Here is a 21,040-nt window from a genome sequence, read left to right on the forward strand (position 1 = left end):
CCTTGAAAGTGTGAGTGAGCCGCGCGAGGGACGCGTGGCGGTGGTCCGCATGCCGTCGGGATAGCACGGTAGGGACCTACTCAGGCGGGAGAAGAACCGGGGTCGATGGAGAGGGAGGACGGCAGGGCGTCGTCCTCGAAAGTGAGACGGAGAGCCGCGACAGACGCGGCGCGTGTTGATCCGCACGTTGCGAGCAGAGATGCCGAACTGCCGCCGCCCGGTGCTGCGGCATCCGGAGTGGGCTGCGGCAGGTTAACGGGGTGCCCCGGCGTGCCGAGCGGGGCTCCGGTAGCGGATGCCGCGGCATCAAGTAGCGTCAGGCTCGCGACCGCGTCGGGGGTACCGGCGGTGCCGCGCACAGAGGGCGGGAACGGATGCGCGCTCGGCGCGACGAAGACGGTCCCGGCCGGGACGACCGAGGTGATCACTGTGCGAGTCGCGAGGGTGGAAAGGTCTGAAACCGCGAGGGCGATCGTGGGCACGGCGACGGGCACGGTGACAGGAGAACCCGCCACATCGGGGATGCTGAGGTCCGGAATGCTGACGTCGGGTACTTCGGCAGCTACGGCGGCCAGAATCGGCGTCATGGCCGTCCCAACGGCTTCGGGCACGTCTGCGGACGCCGCGTCAATGGTTGCGGTGTCGACGCCAGGTGCGTCAGCCACGACGGAGACTGCAAAGGCAGGAACGCTGGCGACCAGCTCCGGGACGGAAGCGTTCAGGAGGCCGGGTGCGGCGGCATCCGTTGCAGGAGGCGCATCGGGGAGCAGATCGGTCGCCGACGCGGGATTCGCCCCGCCGCACAGGAACCAGGCGATGCCGAGCGCAACGGCGACGAGAGCGAGCCAGAGGGCGCGGGGAGCACGAAATGCCTCAGCATCATTCATCTCGTTCACCTCCGTCCTCAGTTGTGTACAAGGCCGACCGTAGGTGCACGGGGAGCTCGTGTCCACGAAACTGGTCGATACTGCCAGCTTCACCAGGACGGGCCTTGAGCGCCGGCCCCGCCTCACTTGGGGAATGTTGCATCACGCTGCAATTGGGATGGGCTGGCAAGGGTGCAAATCCCCCGGCCTGGGTCGGCCGAAACGGCCCGCGGATGAGCCAGCGAACGAGATTCGCAGTTCACAGGTTCAGGCGAGTCGACGGTCCCGCACCGTCCCGGGCGTGACGTCGTCCGACGAGAACCGCTGATCCGCCCCAATCTCGTTAAGCTCGGACGGGGCTTACGGGGAAAACGCCTGGCAAAGAGTGCACAGGCGACAGAACCTCTCGCTTCACGAGTCCTGGGGAAGGCAGACGAGCTGCACCTCGCGAGGGACGTCGCGCGCCACCGTCCGCGACTACACCACAACTCGATGAGGATCCGGAAGTGAAACTCAGCACTCGCTCGATCGTCACCCTTGTCGCGGCCGTGACAATGGCAGCCGTGCTCACTGCTTGTTCCCCGCAGGCCGTCAGGGCCACTCCGGCGCCAACGCCGACGTCCTCAGGATCAGCGACCGGGGCATCAGCGACCGGGGCGAGCATCAGCCGCGAGGCCGCTGCCGCGCTCCTGAACGCCGTCCCCGGGCTGAGCGATGCCAGCATTGGTGAGGTCATCTCCGGCCTGTCGACGCTGGCGATCATCGAGGTCTACGTCGATGACGACTCCGCGCTAGCGGCCCCCGGCGTGCTCGACTACGTCCTCAGGGTTGGCTGGGCGACCTCGTTCGACAGCCAGCCCGCCGAGCTGACCCTGACCGTGCGCAACCACGGCAGGACCCTCGACCTGCAGCCGCAGGCCAACCTGCTCGCCGGGGTCGAGTACCCGGCCCAGACCGGGGTGAACAGCGTCTACCTCGACAGTCCCGCATACCTGGGCACGTGGCCAGGCGCCGTCCCCACCCCGCCGGCCGCCTGAGCGCGGCCTTCCGGTGGCTAACTCAGGAAGATCGCGCGGCTGACCGCTACAGATTGCCGGACCGGTGCGGACGATCCTCCGTTGGCGCCCGTCGGTCAGCTGTCGAAGCTCACGACGGGCAGCGGTGACGGGTCCGGCCTGGAGAAGAGGTAGCCCTGCCCGTAGCGGCAGCCCATGGACCGGAGCAGGTCGCGTTGGCCTGCCGTCTCGATGCCCTCGGCGACGACGTCGAGTCCGAGCGAATCGGCAAGGCGCAGGATGCCCTCGACGATCGCCCGGTCGTGTTCGGAGCGTTCGAGGTCGCGCACGAAGGTGAGGTCAATCTTGAGCAGGTCGACGGTGAAGGCGCGGAGGTGCGTGAAGGAGGAATAGCCGGTGCCGAAGTCGTCGATCGCCAGTTTGACACCCAGTTCCCTCAGCTCCTGGAAGGTCCGGGCCGCGGAGTCGATCGCCTCGAGCACGGCGCTCTCCGTCAGTTCGATCCAGAGGCGCTCGGGAGGCAACCCGCTCTCCGCCAGCGCGCGTCTGACAACGACGCCGAAGTCGTCCTGCGCGAACTGTCGTGGAGAGACGTTGACGCTCACCGCGAGGCCGCCCTCGAGGGTCGCCGCCGCCCGGCAGGCCTGGCCGAGAACGGTCACGCCGATGCCCTTGATCAACCCGACTTCCTCGGCGATCGCGATGAACTCGCCCGGGTAGACGATGCCGCGCTCGGGGCGGCGCCATCGGGCGAGAGCCTCGGTGGCGACGACCGTGTTCTCCTGGAGATCGACGATCGGCTGGTACCAGGTCTCGATCTCGCCGAGCTCGACGGCGTCGCGGAGGGCGAGCTCGGTGTCCAGCCGCCGGTCGATGCGGCCGCGCAGGTCGTCGTCGAAGACCTCGTAGCGGGCCCGGCCCCGGCCCTTGGCCGAGTACATGGCCTGGTCTGCGTTGCGGAGTAGCGCCTCCGCGTCGTCGTGGCCGAGGCCGAAGGCGATGCCGATACTCGCGTCGACGGATGCGACGAGGTCGCCGATCCGGATCGGTTCGGCGATTGAGCGCTGCAGGTTGTGGGCCAGTGTGTGCACGTCCTGGCTGCTGTCGACGCCCGGACAGAGGATCACGAATTCATCTCCGCCGATACGGGATACCGTATCGGTGGCCCGCGCCCGCTGCCGAAGCCGCACCCCGACCTCAGCCAGCACGGCGTCCCCGATGTGGTGGCCAAGGCTGTCGTTGACGAACTTGAACCGGTCCAGGTCGATGAACAGCACGGCCACGCCGTGCCCGTGCCGTGATGACTGCAACAGGGCCTGGTTGAGCCGGTCGAGAAGCAGAAGGCGATTGGGCAGGTTGGTCAGCGGGTCGTGGAACGCGAGGTGCTCCACTCGGGCCTCGGCGAGGCGGCGGGCGGTGATGTCCTCCACCTGGTACAGCAGCGCGCCAGCCTGCTCCCCCGCGGGGATCTCGGCGATACTCACCTTGACCCACGTCTCCTCGTCGTCGACCCGGAGCATCCGGCGGTCCATGCGCTGCCGCGTCGAGGGCCCGTCGAACACCTCCGACGTGCGAGCGCCGCGCGCTCCGGCATCGAGCGGCATGAAGATGGCCTCGATGTGCTGGCCGACGACAACGGATGCCGGCCCGGCGAGCTCGAACAGCCGCGGGTTGGCCGCCACCACCCTGCCGTCGAGATCCACGATCGCCGTGCCGAGCGGTGACGACGCGAACGCGGCCTCGAATCGTGCCCGCGCGGCCGAGACCGCCTGTTCCGCAGCGTGGAGCGCGGTCACGTCGGTGACCGTGGCCATGTGCCCGGTGACCTGACCGGCGTCCCGGATCGGTGCGGTGCTCACCTGTACCCAGTTGACCTGACCGCCCGGGGTGCGGAAGCGCATCATCGTCTCGTACGCTGCCCCGGCGGCAATCGCGGCAGCCCAGTCGCGTTGCACGCGTTCGGTATCGTCGGGGTGGATGGCTGTGGCCATACCGCCGCGCTGGAACTGAACCCTGGTGAGGCCGCTCAGGGCGCGCCACTGGTCGTTGGCGCTGAGAAGTCCGCCGGCCGCGTCCATCTGCACGATGCCCACCGGGGCGATCGCGACGAGCGTGTGCAGCGTGTCTGCGACCTTCGCGAGCTCGCGGGTGCGCCTGTCCACCGCCGTCTCGAGGGCGTGGTTGGCCGCGTCCATCGCGACCATGGCGGCGTCGCGCTGCCGGTCGAGGTCGCGGAGCCTCCGGGCGGCCACCCAGCTCAGGCCGATGCCGACCACCGTCATCGTGGCGATCAGGAAGGCGACACCGAGCACCGTGTCGAACCAGCCCTGTCGCTGGCCCCAGAGTCGCAGCCAGCCCAGCACGAAGGGGCCGAGCAGGAGGAGCGGAACGACGGGTCGGAGCAGCCGCCCTGAGCTACCCGGGTCGCGCAGCAATCCGACGAGGCCGTTGTCGGGCCGGGTGAGAAGGATCGAGACCGACGCGAACGCCACCGCGAGAGCGGTGATGAGAGCCATGCTCGTGTACCCGCCCAAGGTGTAGAGCGAGGACGCCCCGTAGGCGTAGCCGAGCAGTGCGAGCAGGCTCACGGTCAGCGAGCCGAAGGCGAGGCCGAGCATCCAGGACGCCCGCGGCAGCAGGCTCGCGCAGACGGCGATGCCCAGAAGTATCAGTGAAACGGCCGTCGCCGGCGCCATGCGTGGATCCTGACCGCCGAAGGCGATGCCGGGCAGCAGTCTGTCGACGCCGAGCGTCACGCCCAGAATGTCTTCGGCGAGGGTGAGGGTGCCGAGCAGGGCGACGGGAAGCCCCAGGACCAGGGCCACCCGACGCCGCTCGAGCAGGAACAGGGCCAGCGACAGCATGATGAGAGCCAGGGCCGGCGTCGGCTTCATCGACCAGGGGCCGGCGAATGCGGCCGGCAGGGTGCTCGCGCCGAGATACCAGCCTGCGAGCACGACGAGTCCCATCGCCCCGGTGACGGCCGCGCTGATGCGTGCCAGTAGTAGTTGCATGCTGCCCTCGTGCTCGCGAGACGCGGAAATACCTGCGCCCCATCACAGGGTACCCGGCGCGGCCCAGCGCGTCACACCACCGCTTCCGTCGAGAATTGCCCGGCGCGCCGAGTGTCGCCGGCGCTCCAGCGACGGGGCGTTAACGACGGATGCCCCCCTCACCGAAGTGAGAGGGGCATCCGTCTGAGAGAACTACACGCTACTTGTAGGTACCGGGCGTGAAGTCGTCGGACGAGAAGCTGTCGAAGTCGACGAAGCTCAGGTCACCCTCGTTGAACGCGGCATCATCGGTGAAGATGCGGTTCGGGTAACGCTCGGCCTTGGCCTCCTCCGTTGCCTCGACGGTGACGTCGCGGTAACGGGGCAGGCCGGTGCCTGCCGGGATCAGCTTTCCGATGATGACGTTCTCCTTGAGGCCCATCAGCGGGTCGCTCTTGCCTTCCATGGCCGCCTGGGTGAGAACCCGGGTGGTTTCCTGGAAGGAAGCAGCCGACAGCCAGGACTCGGTCGCCAGGGACGCCTTGGTGATTCCCATGACTTCCTGACGAGCGGATGCCGTCTTCTTGCCCTCGGTGAGTGCCGCACGGTTGAGTTCGTTGTACTTCAACCGGTCGACGAGCTCGCCGGGGAGCAGGCCGGTGTCGCCGTGTTCGACGACGGTGACCTTGCGGAGCATCTGGCGGACAATGACCTCGATGTGCTTGTCGTGGATCGGCACACCCTGCGAACGGTAGACGTCCTGGACGCCACCGACGATGTGCTTCTGCACGGCCCGGACACCCTTGACGCGAAGAACTTCCTTCGGGTCGACGGCGCCGATGATGATCTGCGTGCCGAGCTCGACGTGCTGGCCATCCTCGACGAGGAGGGTGGAGCGCTTGAGCACCGGGTACGCGATCGGCTCGTCGCCGTTGTCGGGGGTCAGGATGACCTTCCGGCTACGGTCGGTGTCCTCGATCGTGATGCGTCCCGCAGTGTCGACGATGGGCGACGCACCCTTGGGGGTACGTGCTTCGAAGAGCTCCTGGACGCGCGGCAGACCCTGGGTGATGTCGTCAGCGGATGCCGAACCACCGGTGTGGAAGGTACGCATGGTCAGCTGCGTGCCGGGCTCACCGATCGACTGTGCGGCGATGATGCCGACGGCCTCTCCGATGTCCACGAGCAGGCCGGTCGCGAGCGAACGGCCGTAGCAGACCGCACACACACCGACGGCAGACTCACACGTCAGCACGGAACGCACCTTGATGGTCTCGATGCCGGCCTCGACCAGCTTCTCGATCAGCACGTCTCCGACGTCGTCTCCGGCTTCGGCGACGACCTCGCCTGCGGCGTTGACCGCGGCTGCGGCCAGGCTGCGGGCGTAGACCGCGTTCTCCACGTTGGGGTGGCGAACCAGGTTACCGAGCGGGTCGACGATCGCGATCGGCAACTCGAGGCCCTTGGTCGTTCCACAGTTGTCTTCGCGGATGATGACATCCTGCGAGACGTCCACGAGACGACGGGTGAGGTACCCGGAGTCGGCGGTACGGAGGGCGGTGTCGGCCAGACCCTTACGGGCACCGTGAGTAGCAATGAAGTACTCGGCGACGGACAGGCCTTCGCGGTAGCTCGAGATGATCGGGCGAGGGATGATCTCACCCTTCGGGTTGTTCACGAGGCCTCGCATGCCGGCGATGTTACGCACCTGCAGCCAGTTACCACGAGCACCGGACGTGACCATGCGGTTGATGGTGTTGTCCTTCGGGAAGTTCTTCTGCATGGCCTCGGCGACGTCTTCCGTCGCCTTCGTCCAGATCTGAATGAGTTCCTGACGGCGCTCGAGGTCGGTCGTGAGACCCTTCTCGAACTGCGACTGCACCTTGGCGGCGAGCTTCTCGTAGCGAGCCACGATCTCGGGCTTGTCCGGCGGGGTGAGGATGTCGCTGAGCGCGACGGTCACACCGGACCGGGTGGCCCAGTAGAAACCGGCGTCCTTGACGCGGTCAAGCGTCGCGGCAACTTCCACCTTCGGGTACCGCTCGGCGAGGTCGTTGACGATCGCCGAGAGGCTGCCCTTGTCGGCCACCTTTTCGAAGTACGGGTAGTCGACCGGCATGGCCTCGTTGAAGATCGCGCGGCCGAGCGTGGTGTTCACCAGCACGGTACCGACGGCCTGGCCGTTGACGAGTTCCACGCCTTCCGGCTGGGTGCCCTCTTCGAAGTACTTGTCCGTCAGACGGATGCGTACCTTGGCGTTGAGGTCGAGGCCCTGGTTTTCGCCCTTCTTCTGGTCGAAGGCCAGGATCGCCTCGGCGATCGAGGAGAACGAGCGGCCTTCGCCGATCACGCCTTCCTTGAGCGTCGTGAGGTGGTGCAGACCGATGATCATGTCCTGGGTGGGCAGGGTCACCGGGCGGCCGTCGGACGGCTTCAGGATGTTGTTCGAGGCGAGCATCAGGATGCGCGCTTCGGCCTGGGCCTCCATGGACAGCGGCAGGTGCACTGCCATCTGGTCACCGTCGAAGTCGGCGTTGAACGCCGCACACACGAGCGGGTGCAGCTGGATGGCCTTACCCTCGACGAGCTGAGGCTCGAAGGCCTGGATGCCCAGGCGGTGCAGGGTGGGCGCACGGTTCAGCAGCACGGGGCGCTCGCGGATGATCTCCTCGAGCACGTCCCAGACCTGCGGGCGTGAACGTTCGACCATGCGCTTGGCGGCCTTGATGTTCTGAGCGTGGCTCAGGTCGATCAGGCGCTTGATCACGAACGGCTTGAACAGCTCGAGTGCCATCTGCTTGGGCAGACCACACTGGTGCAGCTTGAGCTGCGGGCCGACGACGATGACCGAACGGCCGGAGTAGTCAACGCGCTTGCCGAGGAGGTTCTGGCGGAAACGACCCTGCTTGCCCTTGAGCATGTCGCTCAGGGACTTGAGGGCACGGTTGCCAGTACCCGTGACGGGACGGCCGCGACGACCGTTGTCGAACAGTGCGTCGACAGCTTCCTGCAGCATCCGCTTCTCGTTGTTCACGATGATCTCGGGGGCACCGAGGTCAAGGAGGCGACGCAGGCGGTTGTTGCGGTTGATCACACGACGGTAGAGGTCGTTGAGGTCGCTCGTGGCGAAACGGCCACCGTCGAGCTGCACCATCGGGCGCAGTTCGGGCGGGATGACCGGGACGACGTCGAGCACCATCGCGGCCGGCGAGTTGCCGGTCATGATGAAGGCGTTGACCACGCGGAGACGCTTGATGGCGCGGATCTTCTTCTGACCCTTGCCCTCGGCGATCTGCAGGTGCAGGTTTTCGCTCTCGGTGACCAGGTCGAAGGCCAGCAGGCGCTTCTTGATGGCTTCGGCGCCCATGTAGGCCTCGAAGTACATGCCGAAACGGTCCTGGAGCTCGTGGAAGACGCTGTCCTCGGGCTTGAGGTCGCCGACCTTGAGGGTGCGGAAGTCTTCCCACACGCGCTCGAGGTGCGCGATCTGCTCGTCGAGGGACTTGCGGACCTGCCCCATTTCCTTCTCGGCGGCGTCCTTGGTGCGCTTCTTCTGGTCGCTCTTGGCGCCCTCGGCCTCAAGTGCGGCGAGGTCGGTTTCGAGGCGGACGAGGCGGTCGGCGATCCGGGAATCGCGCTGGCCTTCGAGGGTCTTGATCTCGAGGCGAAGCTCGTTCTCAAGGCCCGGCATGTCCTGGTGACGGCCGTCTTCGTCGACCGTGATGACCATGTACGCAGCGAAGTAGATGACCTTTTCGAGGTCCTTCGGTGCCATGTCCAGCAGGTAGCCGAGACGGGAGGGGACTCCCTTGAAGTACCAGATGTGAGTGACGGGGGCGGCGAGCTCGATGTGGCCCATCCGCTCACGACGCACCGACGACTTGGTGACCTCTACGCCACAACGCTCGCAGACGATGCCTTTGAAGCGAACTCGCTTGTACTTACCGCATGAGCATTCCCAGTCCCGGGACGGTCCGAAGATCTGCTCGCCGAACAGGCCGTCTTTTTCCGGCTTGAGCGTGCGGTAGTTGATGGTTTCGGGCTTCTTGACCTCACCGTGCGACCAGCGACGGATGTCGTCTGCGGTCGCCAAGCCAATTCGAAGCTCGTCAAACGTGGTTACGTCGAGCAATTTCTCTCCTTGAAGAGTGTTCGGAGTATTTGTCATTCTGCCCGGCCCTAGATGTCGTCGATCGAGGATGATTCGAAGCGGGTGGAAATGTTGATGCCGAGCTCTTCCGCAGCGCGGAACACCTCGTCATCCGTGTCGCGCAGGCTGACGGCGGTTCCGTCCGAGGACAGCACCTCGACGTTCAGGCACAGCGACTGCATTTCCTTGATGAGGACCTTGAAGCTCTCGGGGATGCCGGGCTCCTGGATGTTCTCACCCTTGACGATGGCCTCGTACACCTTGACGCGGCCGAGGATATCGTCGCTCTTGATGGTCAGGAGCTCCTGCAGGGCGTACGCGGCACCGTATGCCTCGAGCGCCCAGACCTCCATCTCACCGAATCGCTGTCCACCGAACTGCGCCTTACCACCCAGCGGCTGCTGCGTGATCATGGAGTACGGACCGGTCGAACGAGCGTGGATCTTGTCGTCGACGAGGTGGTGCAGCTTCAGGATGTACATGTAGCCGACCGAGATCGGGTTCGGGAACGGCTCGCCGGAGCGGCCGTCGAACAGCTGCGTCTTTCCGGTGGAGTCGATCAGTCGCACGCCGTCGCGGGTCTTCGTCGTCGAGTCGAGGAGACCCTCGATCTCGATCTCGAACGCACCGTCGAACACCGGGGTGGAGACCTTGGTGTTCGGTGCGGCGTGGTGCGCCTGCTCGGGCAGGTTGGCGGCCCACTTGGGCTTGCCTTCCACGTCCCAGCCCTGCTTCGCAATCCAGCCGAGGTGCGTTTCGAGCACCTGGCCGAAGTTCATGCGACCGGGGATACCGAGCGGGTTGAGGATGATGTCGACCGGGGTACCGTCTGCGAGGAACGGCATGTCCTCGATCGGCAGGATGCGGGAAATAACACCCTTGTTGCCGTGACGGCCGGCGAGCTTGTCACCCTCGGTGATCTTGCGCTTCTGGGCGATGAAGACGGCAACACGCTGGTTGACGCCAGAGCCGAGCTCGTCGTCGCCATCCTGCGAGTCGAACACCTTGACGCCGATGATCGTTCCGCGCTCACCGTGGGGCACCTTGAGCGAGGTGTCGCGAACTTCGCGGCTCTTCTCGTTGAAGATGGCGCGCAGCAGGCGTTCCTCGGCGGAAAGCTCGGTCTCGCCCTTCGGCGTGACCTTTCCGACCAGGATGTCGCCGGGGCGAACCTCGGCGCCGATGCGGATGATGCCACGCTCGTCCAGGTCTGCAAGCAGGTCCGGGGAGACGTTCGGCAGGTCGCGGGTGATCTCTTCCTTGCCGAGCTTGGTGTCGCGGGCGTCGACCTCGTATTCCTCGATGTGAATCGAGGAGAGGGTGTCGTCCTTGACCAGGTTCTGGCTCAGGATGATCGCGTCCTCGTAGTTGTAGCCTTCCCACGGCATGAATGCCACGAGGAGGTTCTTACCGAGGGCGAGCTCTCCGTTGTCGGTGGCGGGACCGTCGGCGATGACCTCGCCGGCTTCGATCCGCTCACCTGCGGTGACCATGACGCGGTTGTTGTAGCTCGTGCCCTGGTTGGAGCGCGCGAACTTACGCATGTAGTAGTCCTGCGTGCCACCCTCGTCAAGCTGGATGGTGACGACGTCGGCCGAAACCTCCATCACCACACCCGACTTGTCGGCGGTGATGACGTCGCCGGCGTCGATGGCCGCGAAGACCTCCATGCCGGTACCGACGAGCGGGCTGTCACTCATGAGGAGAGGAACGGCCTGGCGCTGCATGTTCGCACCCATGAGGGCGCGGTTCGCATCGTCGTGCTCGAGGAACGGGATGAGGGAGGTCGCGACGGACACCATCTGGCGCGGGGAGACATCCATGTAGCCGATGTCTTCTGCGGGGAAGAGGTCGACCTCGCCACCCTTCTTACGTGCGAGGACCCGGGGCTCGGCGAACCGGGCGTCCTTGGTCAGCGGCGCGTTGGCCTGGGCGACGATGAACTCGTCTTCTTCGCTCGCGGTCAGGTAGTCGATGGTCGTCGTGATGACGCCGTCGACGACACGACGGTACGGGGTCTCGATGAATCCGAAGGCGTTGATCCGCGCGAACGAGGCGAGCGAACCGATCAGGCCGATGTTCGGGCCTTCTGGGGTTTCAATCGGGCACATGCGGCCGTAGTGCGAGGGGTGAACGTCTCGCACCTCGACGCCGGCGCGGTCACGGGACAGACCACCCGGGCCGAGCGCGGACAAGCGGCGCTTGTGCGTGAGGCCGGCGAGCGGGTTGTTCTGGTCCATGAACTGCGACAGCTGGCTGGTTCCGAAGAACTCCTTGATCGCGGCGACGACGGGGCGCACGTTGATCAGGGTCTGCGGGGTGATCGCTTCGATGTCCTGCGTGGTCATGCGCTCGCGGACGACGCGCTCCATGCGGGACAGGCCGGTGCGGACCTGGTTCTGGATGAGCTCGCCGACGGCGCGGATACGACGGTTGCCGAAGTGGTCGATGTCGTCGATGTCGATGCGGATGTCGGTGGGGACGCCCTCACGGATGCCGGAGATCGTGGTCTGGTTGTCGTGAAGGGCAACCAGGTACTTGATCGTGGCGAGGATGTCCTCGAGCGTCAGCACGGAAGAGCTGAGCGGCGCTTCGATGCCGAGCTTGCGGTTGATCTTGTAACGACCAACCTTGGCCAGGTCGTAACGCTTGGAGTTGAAGAAAAAGTTGTCGAGGAGCGCGCGGGCTGCCTCGGCGGCGACCTGCTCTCCCGGGCGCAGCTTGCGGTAGATGTCCTTGAGGGCTTCTTCCTTGGTGAGGATGTTGTCCTTCTCAAGGGTGAGCTCGATGGACGCGAAGCCCTTGAACTCTTCGAGGATCTGCTCGCTCGTGAGGCCGAGTGCCTTGAGGAACACGGTTACGGACTGCTTGCGCTTGCGGTCGATGCGAACGCCGACCTGGTCGCGCTTGTCGATCTCGAATTCGAGCCAGGCTCCACGGCTCGGGATGACGCGGGCGGAGTAGATGTCCTTGTCGGAGGTCTTCTCCTGCTCACGGTTGAAGTACACACCGGGCGAGCGCACGAGCTGTGAAACGACGACACGCTCGGTGCCGTTGATCACGAAGGTGCCCTTGGGGGTCATCAGCGGGAAGTCACCCATGAACACGGTCTGGGTCTTGATCTCACCGGTGAGGTGGTTCATGAACTCAGCGTTCACATAGAGGGGTGCGGAATAGGTCTTGCCCTTTTCCTTGCACTCGTCAATGGTGTACTTCTCAGGCTCGAGCTCGGGGTTGGTGAACGACAGCTGCATCGTTTCGCCGAGGTCCTCGATCGGGGAGATCTCTTCGAAGATCTCGTCGAGCCCGGTGCGGGTCGGGAGGTCCTGGCGACCTTGCGCCTGACCTTCTTCGACACGCTTCTTCCACTTGTCGTTTCCGACAAGCCAATCGAAGGACTCCGTCTGCAAGGCGAGCAGGTCCGGGACCGTCAGATTGTCTGTGATCTTTGCGAACGACAGACGCCCTGCAGCGCGGCCGTTCTTGGGTGAGTTGGTGGTTGCGTTGCGCGCAGCAGCCAAGGAAATAACCTCCGTAGACCCCGTCAGGTCTAGTCACTGTTAGTAATGAATTCCGAGTACGCTCCCCAGACCCTCAGTTTGAACGAGGTATGCCTCAAGGTGGCTTGAGCACGCAAAGCCGACCGCAATATGAAGGCATAGATTTGTCTGGGAGCGCAAAGATCAACTATAGGCTGTCTTTCCCCCTATGTCCACCCCAATCTTGACCTTCACCATTTTCTCAGGTATAACCCGCCGCATCCGCTCCCCCCGCCCCGCCGCCCACCTTCCGCGAGAGCGGAGAAATGGCCCTTTCGGCGCCGCTGAAGGGGCCTATTTCGTACTCTCGCGGAGTGGTGGTGGGGGTGCGTGGGGGAGACTGGGGGGATGAGCAGGTCAGAAGTGCAGCATCCGTCGGTCAGGTTGAAGCTGAGCGGGATGACCGCGGAAATACAGCCGGACCGGTTCGTTCCGGGGAGCTTCGAGCTCATCGTCGACGGCACGCCGCAGTCGCACGTGAACATCGACAACCCCGGTGAGTTGTTCTTCGAGTACGTGCAGCGGATCGGGCACGTCATCGACCTGCTCGGGGACGTGGGCGAAGCCATCACGGCCGTGCACCTCGGCGCGGGTGCGCTCACCCTCCCCCGGTACGTCGAGGCGACGCGGCCCGGCTCGCGGCAGCAGGTCGTCGAGATCGAGAGCGACCTGATCGACTTCGTGCGGGCCGAGCTGCCCTGGGACAAGCGCGCGAACCTGCGGGTGCGGCACGGCGACGCCCGCGAGGTGCTCGCCAAGCTGCCCGCCGGGCTGCACGGCACGACCGACCTCGTCGTCGTCGACATCTTCTCGGGGGCGCGCACCCCCGCCCACGTGACGAGCCGCGAATTCTACGAGCTCGCCCGGCCGCTGCTGAGCCCGCGCGGGGTGCTCGTCGTGAACGTCGCCGACGGGCCGGGGCTCGCCTTCGCGCGCGCGCAGGCGGCGACGCTCTCCGCGGTGTTCCCGCACGTGATCGGCCTCGCCGAGACCCAGGTGCTCAAGGGGCGCCGGTTCGGCAACATCGTGCTCGTCGCGACGCTCTCGCCGGTCGACCTGACCTGGGTGCCGCGGCTGCTCGCCGGCGGCCCGCACCCGGCCAAAGTCGTCGAGGGCGCGGAGCTGCGCCAGTTCATGGCGACCGCACTCGTGACCACGGATGCGACGGCGACGCCGTCCCCGCTGCCCGGCCGCACGGTGTTCCAGATCGGCAACTGAGCCGGAGCAGAACATGAACGTTTGGTGACGTTGCGGCCCCGCGAAGGGGCCCCCGGCGACGAAGACAAATCGTTGCAATAAAAAACCCGATCGAGGCTGGAAAAAACCACTAGGCTCCGAGACACTGTCGTGCACGGTAGCGCGCTGATCTCCGGGGGTCCAAGCGATGTCTGCTGTCGAGTTCGAACGTGTGTCCTTTTCCGAGCGACTACGCCGCAGCGTGTCGCCGATGATGCTGCTGCGCACTGCGGGCGTTGCCGCCGCTTCCGTGGCCGCCGGCCCCCTCGTGCTGATGGTCTTCCTCCTTCTCGGTGGCACCTTCGTCGGCGGTCGGCTGGCCGAAACGGCCGACGGCGCACTCGTCTGGGCCACGATCGTCACCACGCTCATCACCGTCGTCAGTGCCGCGCTCCTGGTCTTCGGAATCGTCGCGGTCGGGGTCCTGCACCGCCGGGCCCACCTCCCCCAGGGCGTTCGCGCGAGCGCGCCCCGGGTCGGCCGCTCCCTGCTCGGCGCGGCGCGCACCTTTCCCCGGCTCGCGCTCGCCCTGCTGCTGACGCTCGTCGCCCTGGTGCTCGCCACGATCCTGACGCTTCCCGCGAGCGCTGCGGCCCTGATCGTGGCCGTTGTCCTGTTCGTGCGGAACGCCCGCGTGCGCGAGCCCGAGGGGACGCGATTCACTCGCGGCACCCGCATCGCCCTCGTGGCCGCCGTCCCGTCCGTTCCGACGCTGGCCCTGCTCCTCCTCCTGCCCGCCCTGCTCGCGGCCACGCTCGACGCTCCCCGCTCCCTCCGAGCACTTGTCCGCATCGCGATCATCGGCCTGCGCCAGCGCCTGGTCCCCCTGCTTCTCTTCGTCGTCGTGGGCGCCGGTGTGTCCGCCGGCCTCACCTGGGCCGGCACCGCTGCATCACGCGCGATCGACGGCGACGGCACCAGCGCCACCGGGCTGCTCGTGCTCGCGGCGATCCTCGCGGCACTCCTCGCCCTCACCGGGATGGCCCTCGCCGTCATCGTCGCGGCCGTGCCCAGCGCATCCGCCGCAACGACCGCGGGCACGAGCGCGCCGCGCCGCCCGTGGCAGCGCACCCTGCCCCTGACCGCCGCCGGCGGGCGGGTCGCCATGCTCGTGGTCGTCGCCCTCGTCGCCGGCGTCGTTCCGGCCGTCACCGTTGCGGCACCCGCCCAGGCGGCGGGCGTCACCCCGTCGACGGCGGTCGCGCCCGCACTGATCGAGCCCGTGCTCAGCATCGGATTCGACGGCTTCGGTGCGACACCCATCCTCTCGGCCGAGGTCACCGTTCCGGACGGCGACCCGATGGGCACCGTGCAGTTCCTCGACGGCGCCGTCCCCCTCGGCGCCCGGGTCGCCCTGGCCCTCGCGCCCGGCGACCCGCACGTCGCCCGCGCCTCCCTGAGCGGCATGGCTCCGCTCGATCCGGGCTCGCATCCGCTCAGCTTCAGCTTCGAACCGGCCGGCACCGCCGTCGCCGCCGGCACCTCGAACGTGCGCATCTGGTCGTTCCTCGCCGACACCGAGGTCACCATCAGCACGGATGCCGCCGCCGCGGTGAACGGACCGGCGACCGTGACCGTGACGGTCGCCCCGACCTACGCCACGTCGATGAAGCCGGACGGAACCGTCGACGTCACGATCGACGGGACCACCGAGACCCTCACCCTAGTGGACGGCTCGGCGGAGAAGCAGGTCACCCTCCTTTCCGATCCGTACATCACCGCCGACTACGCCGGATCCGCCCTGTTCAAGCCCAGCTCCGGCCACTACCAGGTCGGCGCGGTCATCGTCCCTGACCCGACCCAGATCGTCGCCACCGTCTACAACCCGCCATTCACCCTCGGTACGGTGATCAACGCCTCCGCCGTCGTGACGGCGCCGAACGCCGACTACGGCACCGTGGTGAAGGGGACGATCCAGGTCTGGGCGGGCCAGACCCTGCTCACCGAGTCGTCCAAGCTGACCCAGACGCTCAGCATCCCCACAACCGCCCTCCACGCGGGAAGCACCGACCTGCGCTTCGCCTTCGTTCCGGCCACCGGATTCGAGGCCTCCGAGACCACGTCGACGATCACCATCGCCCCGGCCCGAACGAGCGTCTCCGCCGCCCTGCAGCCGGCCTCCTCACCGACCCTGGTGCCGCGCGGAAGCGCCCACGCGATGACCGTCGACGTCACCTCGGACCTGGACGGACCGCGCACGGTCGAGGTGCGCAACACCCGCACCTCCGCCCTCGTGGCCACCGGCAGCGTCACCGTCACCGACCAGCACGGCACCGGAAGCGTGGTTCTCACGGGACTCCTGCCGATCGGCAGCTACACGCTGGCGGCGACCGTGGTCGGCGACGCGGACCACGCCCCGGCCACATCCGCCGGCCAGACCGTCTCGATCGGCGCCGGCCTCACGAGCACCACGCTCACCATCTCGGCCGGCGCCGCGACGGTCGACACGGTGGAGATCGGCACCCCCGTCACCCTCGTCGCCACGACGACGGCAGCCGCCGGCGAGACGACCCTGCCCGGTGCCGTGACCTTCACCCTGCCCGACCGCTCCTCTGCACGAGTAGACCTCGCCGCCGACGGCACGGCGCGCTACAAGTTCACTCCGACCCAGGCGAGCACTGCCGCCGTGCAGGCCTCCTACTTCGACACGACGTCTCAGTACGAGCCGTCGAACGCGACCGATGCGCTGACGGTCGCGTTGGCAATCGCCTCGACCCCCGTCGCCGTCTGGACGGGCGACCTCACCCCGAGCGACCGCACCCTCACCCTCAGCTATGCGGCGGCACCGAACCGCGCCGTGCCGACCGGCGGCATCCGCATCCTGGATGCCTCCGGCGGCATCCTCGCCACGGGCAACCTGGCAGACGGCTCGGTCACCCTGCGGCTGTCCGCACCCGGTGCGCACCCCGTGCTCCGCGCCGAGTACACCGGCGACGGCCTCTATGCCACGCGCACCGACGTGGTGCCGGTCTCCGCGCTGCGGAACTACACCCCCTCGGTCACCGTCGGCGCCCCCGCCTCGGCGCCGCTCGGCACCGCCTTCCCGGTGACGGTCGACCTCAGCGGCGTTCCGCTCGACCTCGTGACCCAGGTGAACCTCACGGCGACGGCCCCGGATGCGACGGTCAGCGACCTCGGCACGATCACCCTCGACACGGCAGGCCACGGCACCGCGGCCCCCACCCTGCTCGTCGCCGGGGCCCACGGCATCCGTGCGGTGGTCACCTTCACCGCGGCGAGCGAACTGGCGCCTGCCGCTTCGGACCCTGCCGTCACGACCGTGCAGCCGGTTCCCGTCCCCCAGCTCACGGTCTCCCGGACCGACCCCGGCGCAGCGCTCGTCGCCGGCGCGTCCGTCGAGCTGACCATCACGGCCGCCTGGCTCTCCTTCTCGTCGACGGGACTCGCCGCCGGCACACGAGCGGATCTCCTGGACGCCACCGGCACGGCCATCGGCACCACGCAACTGTTCGGGTCCCCTGAGGGACTGAGCGGAACGGTGACCGTCGCCAACCTCCGCGGAGGCACCCTGGCCGTGCACGCGAGCGTCGAGTACGGGCCGTTGCGGGCCTCCACGTCGAGCCCGGTCCTCGACCTCGCGGTCAGCGCGCCCACGACCGACCTGTCCCTGGCCGTTCAGCCGGTCACGGTCGGCGACAGCCTCACGGTCACGGTCACGGCCGAGCCGAGCGGCACCCTGACGGGGTCCTCCCGTTCGGTGCCGGCCACGGTCACCGTGCTGGGCACCGACTACCCCCTGAGCCTGACCCGCAGCGGCGCCACCGGGTTCTTCCGCGGCACGGTCGCGGTCCCCACCCTGCACGCAGGGTCCCTCACCCTGTCCGCGTCCACACCGGGTGACGGTGTCGACACGAGCGCCGCGACCGCGGACCTGACGGCCACCGTGGACAAACGCGCCACGAGCGTCGCGGTGGTCGTCCCGGACGGGGCTCGCGCGGGCGACGCCCTCCCGGTCTCCGCCCGGGTGCTGCAGGCCGGCTCCCAGACCAGCCCTGCGCCCACCGGCACGATCATCCTCACCGGTTCGAACGACACCCTCTGCGCCGCAGACGGGACCGGCGCATGCACCCTGCCCGGGGCATCCGTGCGGATGGGCGAGAACACCCTGTACGCGCACTACGACGGCGACGCCGACAACGAAGCGTCGCACAGCGTGACGCAATTCACCGCGTCAGCCCGGGGCACGGACCTCGCGGTGACGTTCTCCCCGACCCCCGACGAGTGGGTATACGGCGACCCGATCACCGCCAGCTGGACCACGACGACGACCGGTGCCGCCGCCGTCGGCCGGGTGTACTTCGACCTCCCCGGCGTCGGATGCAACGGGCCCGCGCTCGCGGGCAGCTGCACGCTCACCCCGGTGACGACCGCCCAGTTCGCCCCCGTCAGCACCGAGTACAGAGTCACCTTCGTCTCTCGAGACGACGCCCCCGGCGCCGTCGTGAGCGGAACGGCCGACGCCAGGCTGTGCGCATACCCGATCGTCTTCGGAACCATCGACTACGGCGACTCCGTGCGCTGCGGTGACGACAAGCTCGGCGTCGTCACCGGCAGCCTGCTGCGCGCCACGGCATACGCACATTCCGACTACGCCGTCGACAGCTGGACGATCGACGGCTCGATGCGTCTTTCGCAGGGACGGTCCTTCCTGTTCGTCGTGACCGGATTCATCCGCGTCGGCTACACCGAGCACTACGCGCCGACCTGCTTCACCCTGAAGCTGACCCCCACGGTGGACTGGGGCCTGCTCGACCCCTACGCGCAAGGCTGGGCGCGCGCGAATACCCGGCCGAACTGCGCCAGTCCGTACGGGTCCACCGCGCAGGAGCTGGCCGACCAGAAGGCCGGCTTCTCCCGCTACGCAGCGGGCACCATCGTGGACCTGACGCTCGTTCCCGCCAACCTCTCCGAAGAACACACCCAATCCGAATTGGAGCTCGACGCCCTCACCGGAGCGACCCTCACCGGCCCGTACTCCGCCCAGGTGGCGATGACCGCCGATCGCGCGGTCGCCGCCACGTTCCGCGTCAAGGCCTGCACGGTGGTCGACCTCCCCGTCACCGAGGGCGGCAGCGTCGCGGTGACAGCCGCCGATCGGCCGTCCACCAGCTGGGGCCTGAAGCCCTCGTCTGGAGCCTGCACCGTCGGCGGCGAGGCCGGATACGTTCCCGGAACGAAGATCACCGTCGTGGCCACCGCGAAGCCCACCGCAACGTTCGGTTCGTGGCTCGGCGGCTCGTCACGCGACAACACCCCGACGACGCTGCTGGCGGCTCCGACCGGACAGCTGCTCAAAAGCGGTGCCACCACCGCGACGACACAACTCACCGTGCCCTGGGCTGACAGGTTCCAGGTCGGAGCCCAGTTCAGCATGGTCAAGTGCGTGACGGTCACCGTCGTCTCGAAAGCGATCCGCGACTACTTCGCCGCGCGCACGGGCGAGCCCGCCGGCGCCTCGTGGGCACACGACGGCCCCCTCACGCAGTGCGGCGACGTCGCATCCACGACCACGACCAGCAACAGCGCACTCGGCGGCTACCACGTGGTCACCACCACGGACTCGATGGTCGCCACGGGACGCCTGCACCTGACCACGACGGAACCGGAATACGCCATCATGGGCTGGCGCGGCTACACCGGTAACACCGCCTCGGTGCGCTGGAGCAGCAGCACCCAACAGGGTGTCGTCTGGAACGGCAACCAGGGGACATCCGGGGGAACGGAGATCGACCTCGCGCGGGTCAACAGCGCCATCACGCTGACCGCCGGCTGGTACAACACGAGCTGCAAGCCACCCATCGTGAACCTTCCGCAGGGCGGCTCCTACATGATCGCTCCCCTGTCAGCCGACGAGAGCTATTGCGAACGCGCCGGCGAACTGCCCCGGGGCCAGGCCGGGTACCTGCTGCCCGCCGCCATCGCCGGGTCCCCCAACCTCGTCCCGATCACGAGCCTGGTGAACGCCTCGGGCCTGGACGAAATGGCGGAGTTCGGCACCTCCCAGGGCTTCTTCGAAGGTCGCGCCAAGGTCTATGGCGGCGGCAGCTATCGCCTCGAGTACTGCGCGCCCATCGGGCTGAACGTTCGGGTCATCGACGATTCGGGCCAGGCATCCGCCCTCGACCCGGAGACCGCCAAGAAGATCGTCGTCGACGACGGCGGATGCCCGCCTCTCTATTCGCGCCCCGGCCGCACCGTGACCACCGCCGTGACCGTTGCCGGGCAGTACACCTACTCGGTGGGGGGAAGCACCGACGGCACCGGCCCGACACGCGTGGTGGATGCCCAGGGCAACGTCTCCGGCCCGAACACCCTCGACCTGACGATCATCTGCTACACGATCTCCGGGAAGGACCTGTCGGCGACCACGCCCGGCAACTGCCCGGGAGGGGCCGGCAACCGGTACACGCGCGGCACCACGGTGCAGCTGCAGGCCGAGGACATCGAAGGCAACCGCTTCGACGGCTGGGACTACGCCGACGCGTCGAGGGACCAGACCGCGTGGGTGATCATGGACAGGGACCGCTACGTCGAGGCCAAGATTCACCGCTACAGCACCCGCGAGAAGGTCGGCAACTGGTTCAGTTCGATCAGCCAACGCATGCTCGCCGCCGTGATCACCGTCGCGACGGGGGTGTCCCTCGCCCAGTTGATGGTCGCCAAGGTCGCCGCCGTCGGGCTGAAACTCGCGGCAGCCGGCCTCAGGGCCGCGGGAGCCGGTGGTGCGGTCGCCGACGCGATCGACAAGGCCGGAACGGTCATCCAAGCACAGGTCGACCTCGCGATGCTCGCGACGAAGTGCCTCAACGACTGGGCGAACGGCAAGGGCGAGATCCTCACCCTGCCGTCCTCGAACAGCGCGACACCCACGCTGGGCGCCGGCGCGGGGCTCGGCCCGAACGCGACGGCCGAGGACATCTTCAACGCCGCCAAGGCCGACCTCCAGACCCGGATCGCCGCGAAAACGGGGTACAGCGGCGCGGTGCCGATCGGGGCGGTGACGAGTGACGTGGGAACGTTCATGAATGTCGTCGGATCGTTCGGCGAGAACCTCAGCATGTACGGCTCGGACGCAAAGACGAACTGGAGCAGCTACGAGGCGTCGATGAAGGCGTGCATGGCCGAGGGAGTCGACTCCTACGTCAAGGACACGTACACGGGGTACTAGCGGAGTGCGGCGAGCGGACCGGGGCCGGGCCGGAAAGTTCGCCGGCACACC

General features: G+C 67.5%; 7 protein-coding genes. 3 read left to right on the top strand and 4 right to left on the bottom strand.

Features of this window, described 5'->3' with window-relative positions:
• Window positions 1-80: 80 nt before the first annotated feature.
• The gene (locus E3O39_RS00320) at window positions 81-887 is read right to left on the bottom strand and encodes a hypothetical protein (RefSeq protein WP_134449702.1); all 807 of its coding nucleotides are present in this window, start codon (window positions 885-887) and stop codon (window positions 81-83) included.
• Between the two features lie 485 nt (window positions 888-1,372).
• Between E3O39_RS00320 and E3O39_RS00325 the strand changes: the two genes are divergently transcribed.
• Entirely contained in the window at window positions 1,373-1,903 is a 531-nt protein-coding gene (locus tag E3O39_RS00325; RefSeq protein WP_134449703.1) for a hypothetical protein, read from the top strand.
• A 95-nt stretch (window positions 1,904-1,998) separates the two neighbouring features.
• Here E3O39_RS00325 and E3O39_RS00330 read toward each other — a convergent pair whose 3' ends face one another.
• The 3 genes from E3O39_RS00330 to rpoB form a co-directional block, all read right to left on the bottom strand.
• Entirely contained in the window at window positions 1,999-4,896 is a 2,898-nt protein-coding gene (locus E3O39_RS00330) for a GGDEF domain-containing phosphodiesterase (protein ID WP_134449704.1), read from the bottom strand.
• Between the two features lie 199 nt (window positions 4,897-5,095).
• Window positions 5,096-9,007 carry a DNA-directed RNA polymerase subunit beta' gene (locus E3O39_RS00335; protein WP_134449705.1) on the bottom strand — a complete coding sequence of 1,304 codons (3,912 nt, stop codon included), beginning with the start codon at window positions 9,005-9,007 and terminating at the stop codon, window positions 5,096-5,098.
• A gap of 47 nt (window positions 9,008-9,054) precedes the next feature.
• Window positions 9,055-12,546 (bottom strand): DNA-directed RNA polymerase subunit beta, encoded by a 3,492-nt coding sequence (rpoB, locus tag E3O39_RS00340; protein ID WP_134449706.1) that lies wholly within the window; start codon window positions 12,544-12,546, stop codon window positions 9,055-9,057.
• Between the two features lie 366 nt (window positions 12,547-12,912).
• Between rpoB and E3O39_RS00345 the strand changes: the two genes are divergently transcribed.
• Together E3O39_RS00345 and E3O39_RS00350 are read left to right on the top strand one after the other, a co-directional pair.
• Window positions 12,913-13,782 (top strand): spermidine synthase, encoded by an 870-nt coding sequence (locus tag E3O39_RS00345; RefSeq protein ID WP_134449707.1) that lies wholly within the window; start codon window positions 12,913-12,915, stop codon window positions 13,780-13,782.
• 190 nt (window positions 13,783-13,972) lie between these two features.
• Window positions 13,973-20,989, top strand: a complete 7,017-nt coding sequence (locus E3O39_RS00350; RefSeq protein ID WP_206751291.1) for a hypothetical protein — start codon at window positions 13,973-13,975, stop codon at window positions 20,987-20,989.
• The last annotated feature ends 51 nt before the right edge of the window (window positions 20,990-21,040 follow it).

It is taken from the genome of Cryobacterium sp. MDB2-A-1, from assembly GCF_004402675.1.
Classification (GTDB): domain Bacteria; phylum Actinomycetota; class Actinomycetes; order Actinomycetales; family Microbacteriaceae; genus Cryobacterium; species Cryobacterium glucosi.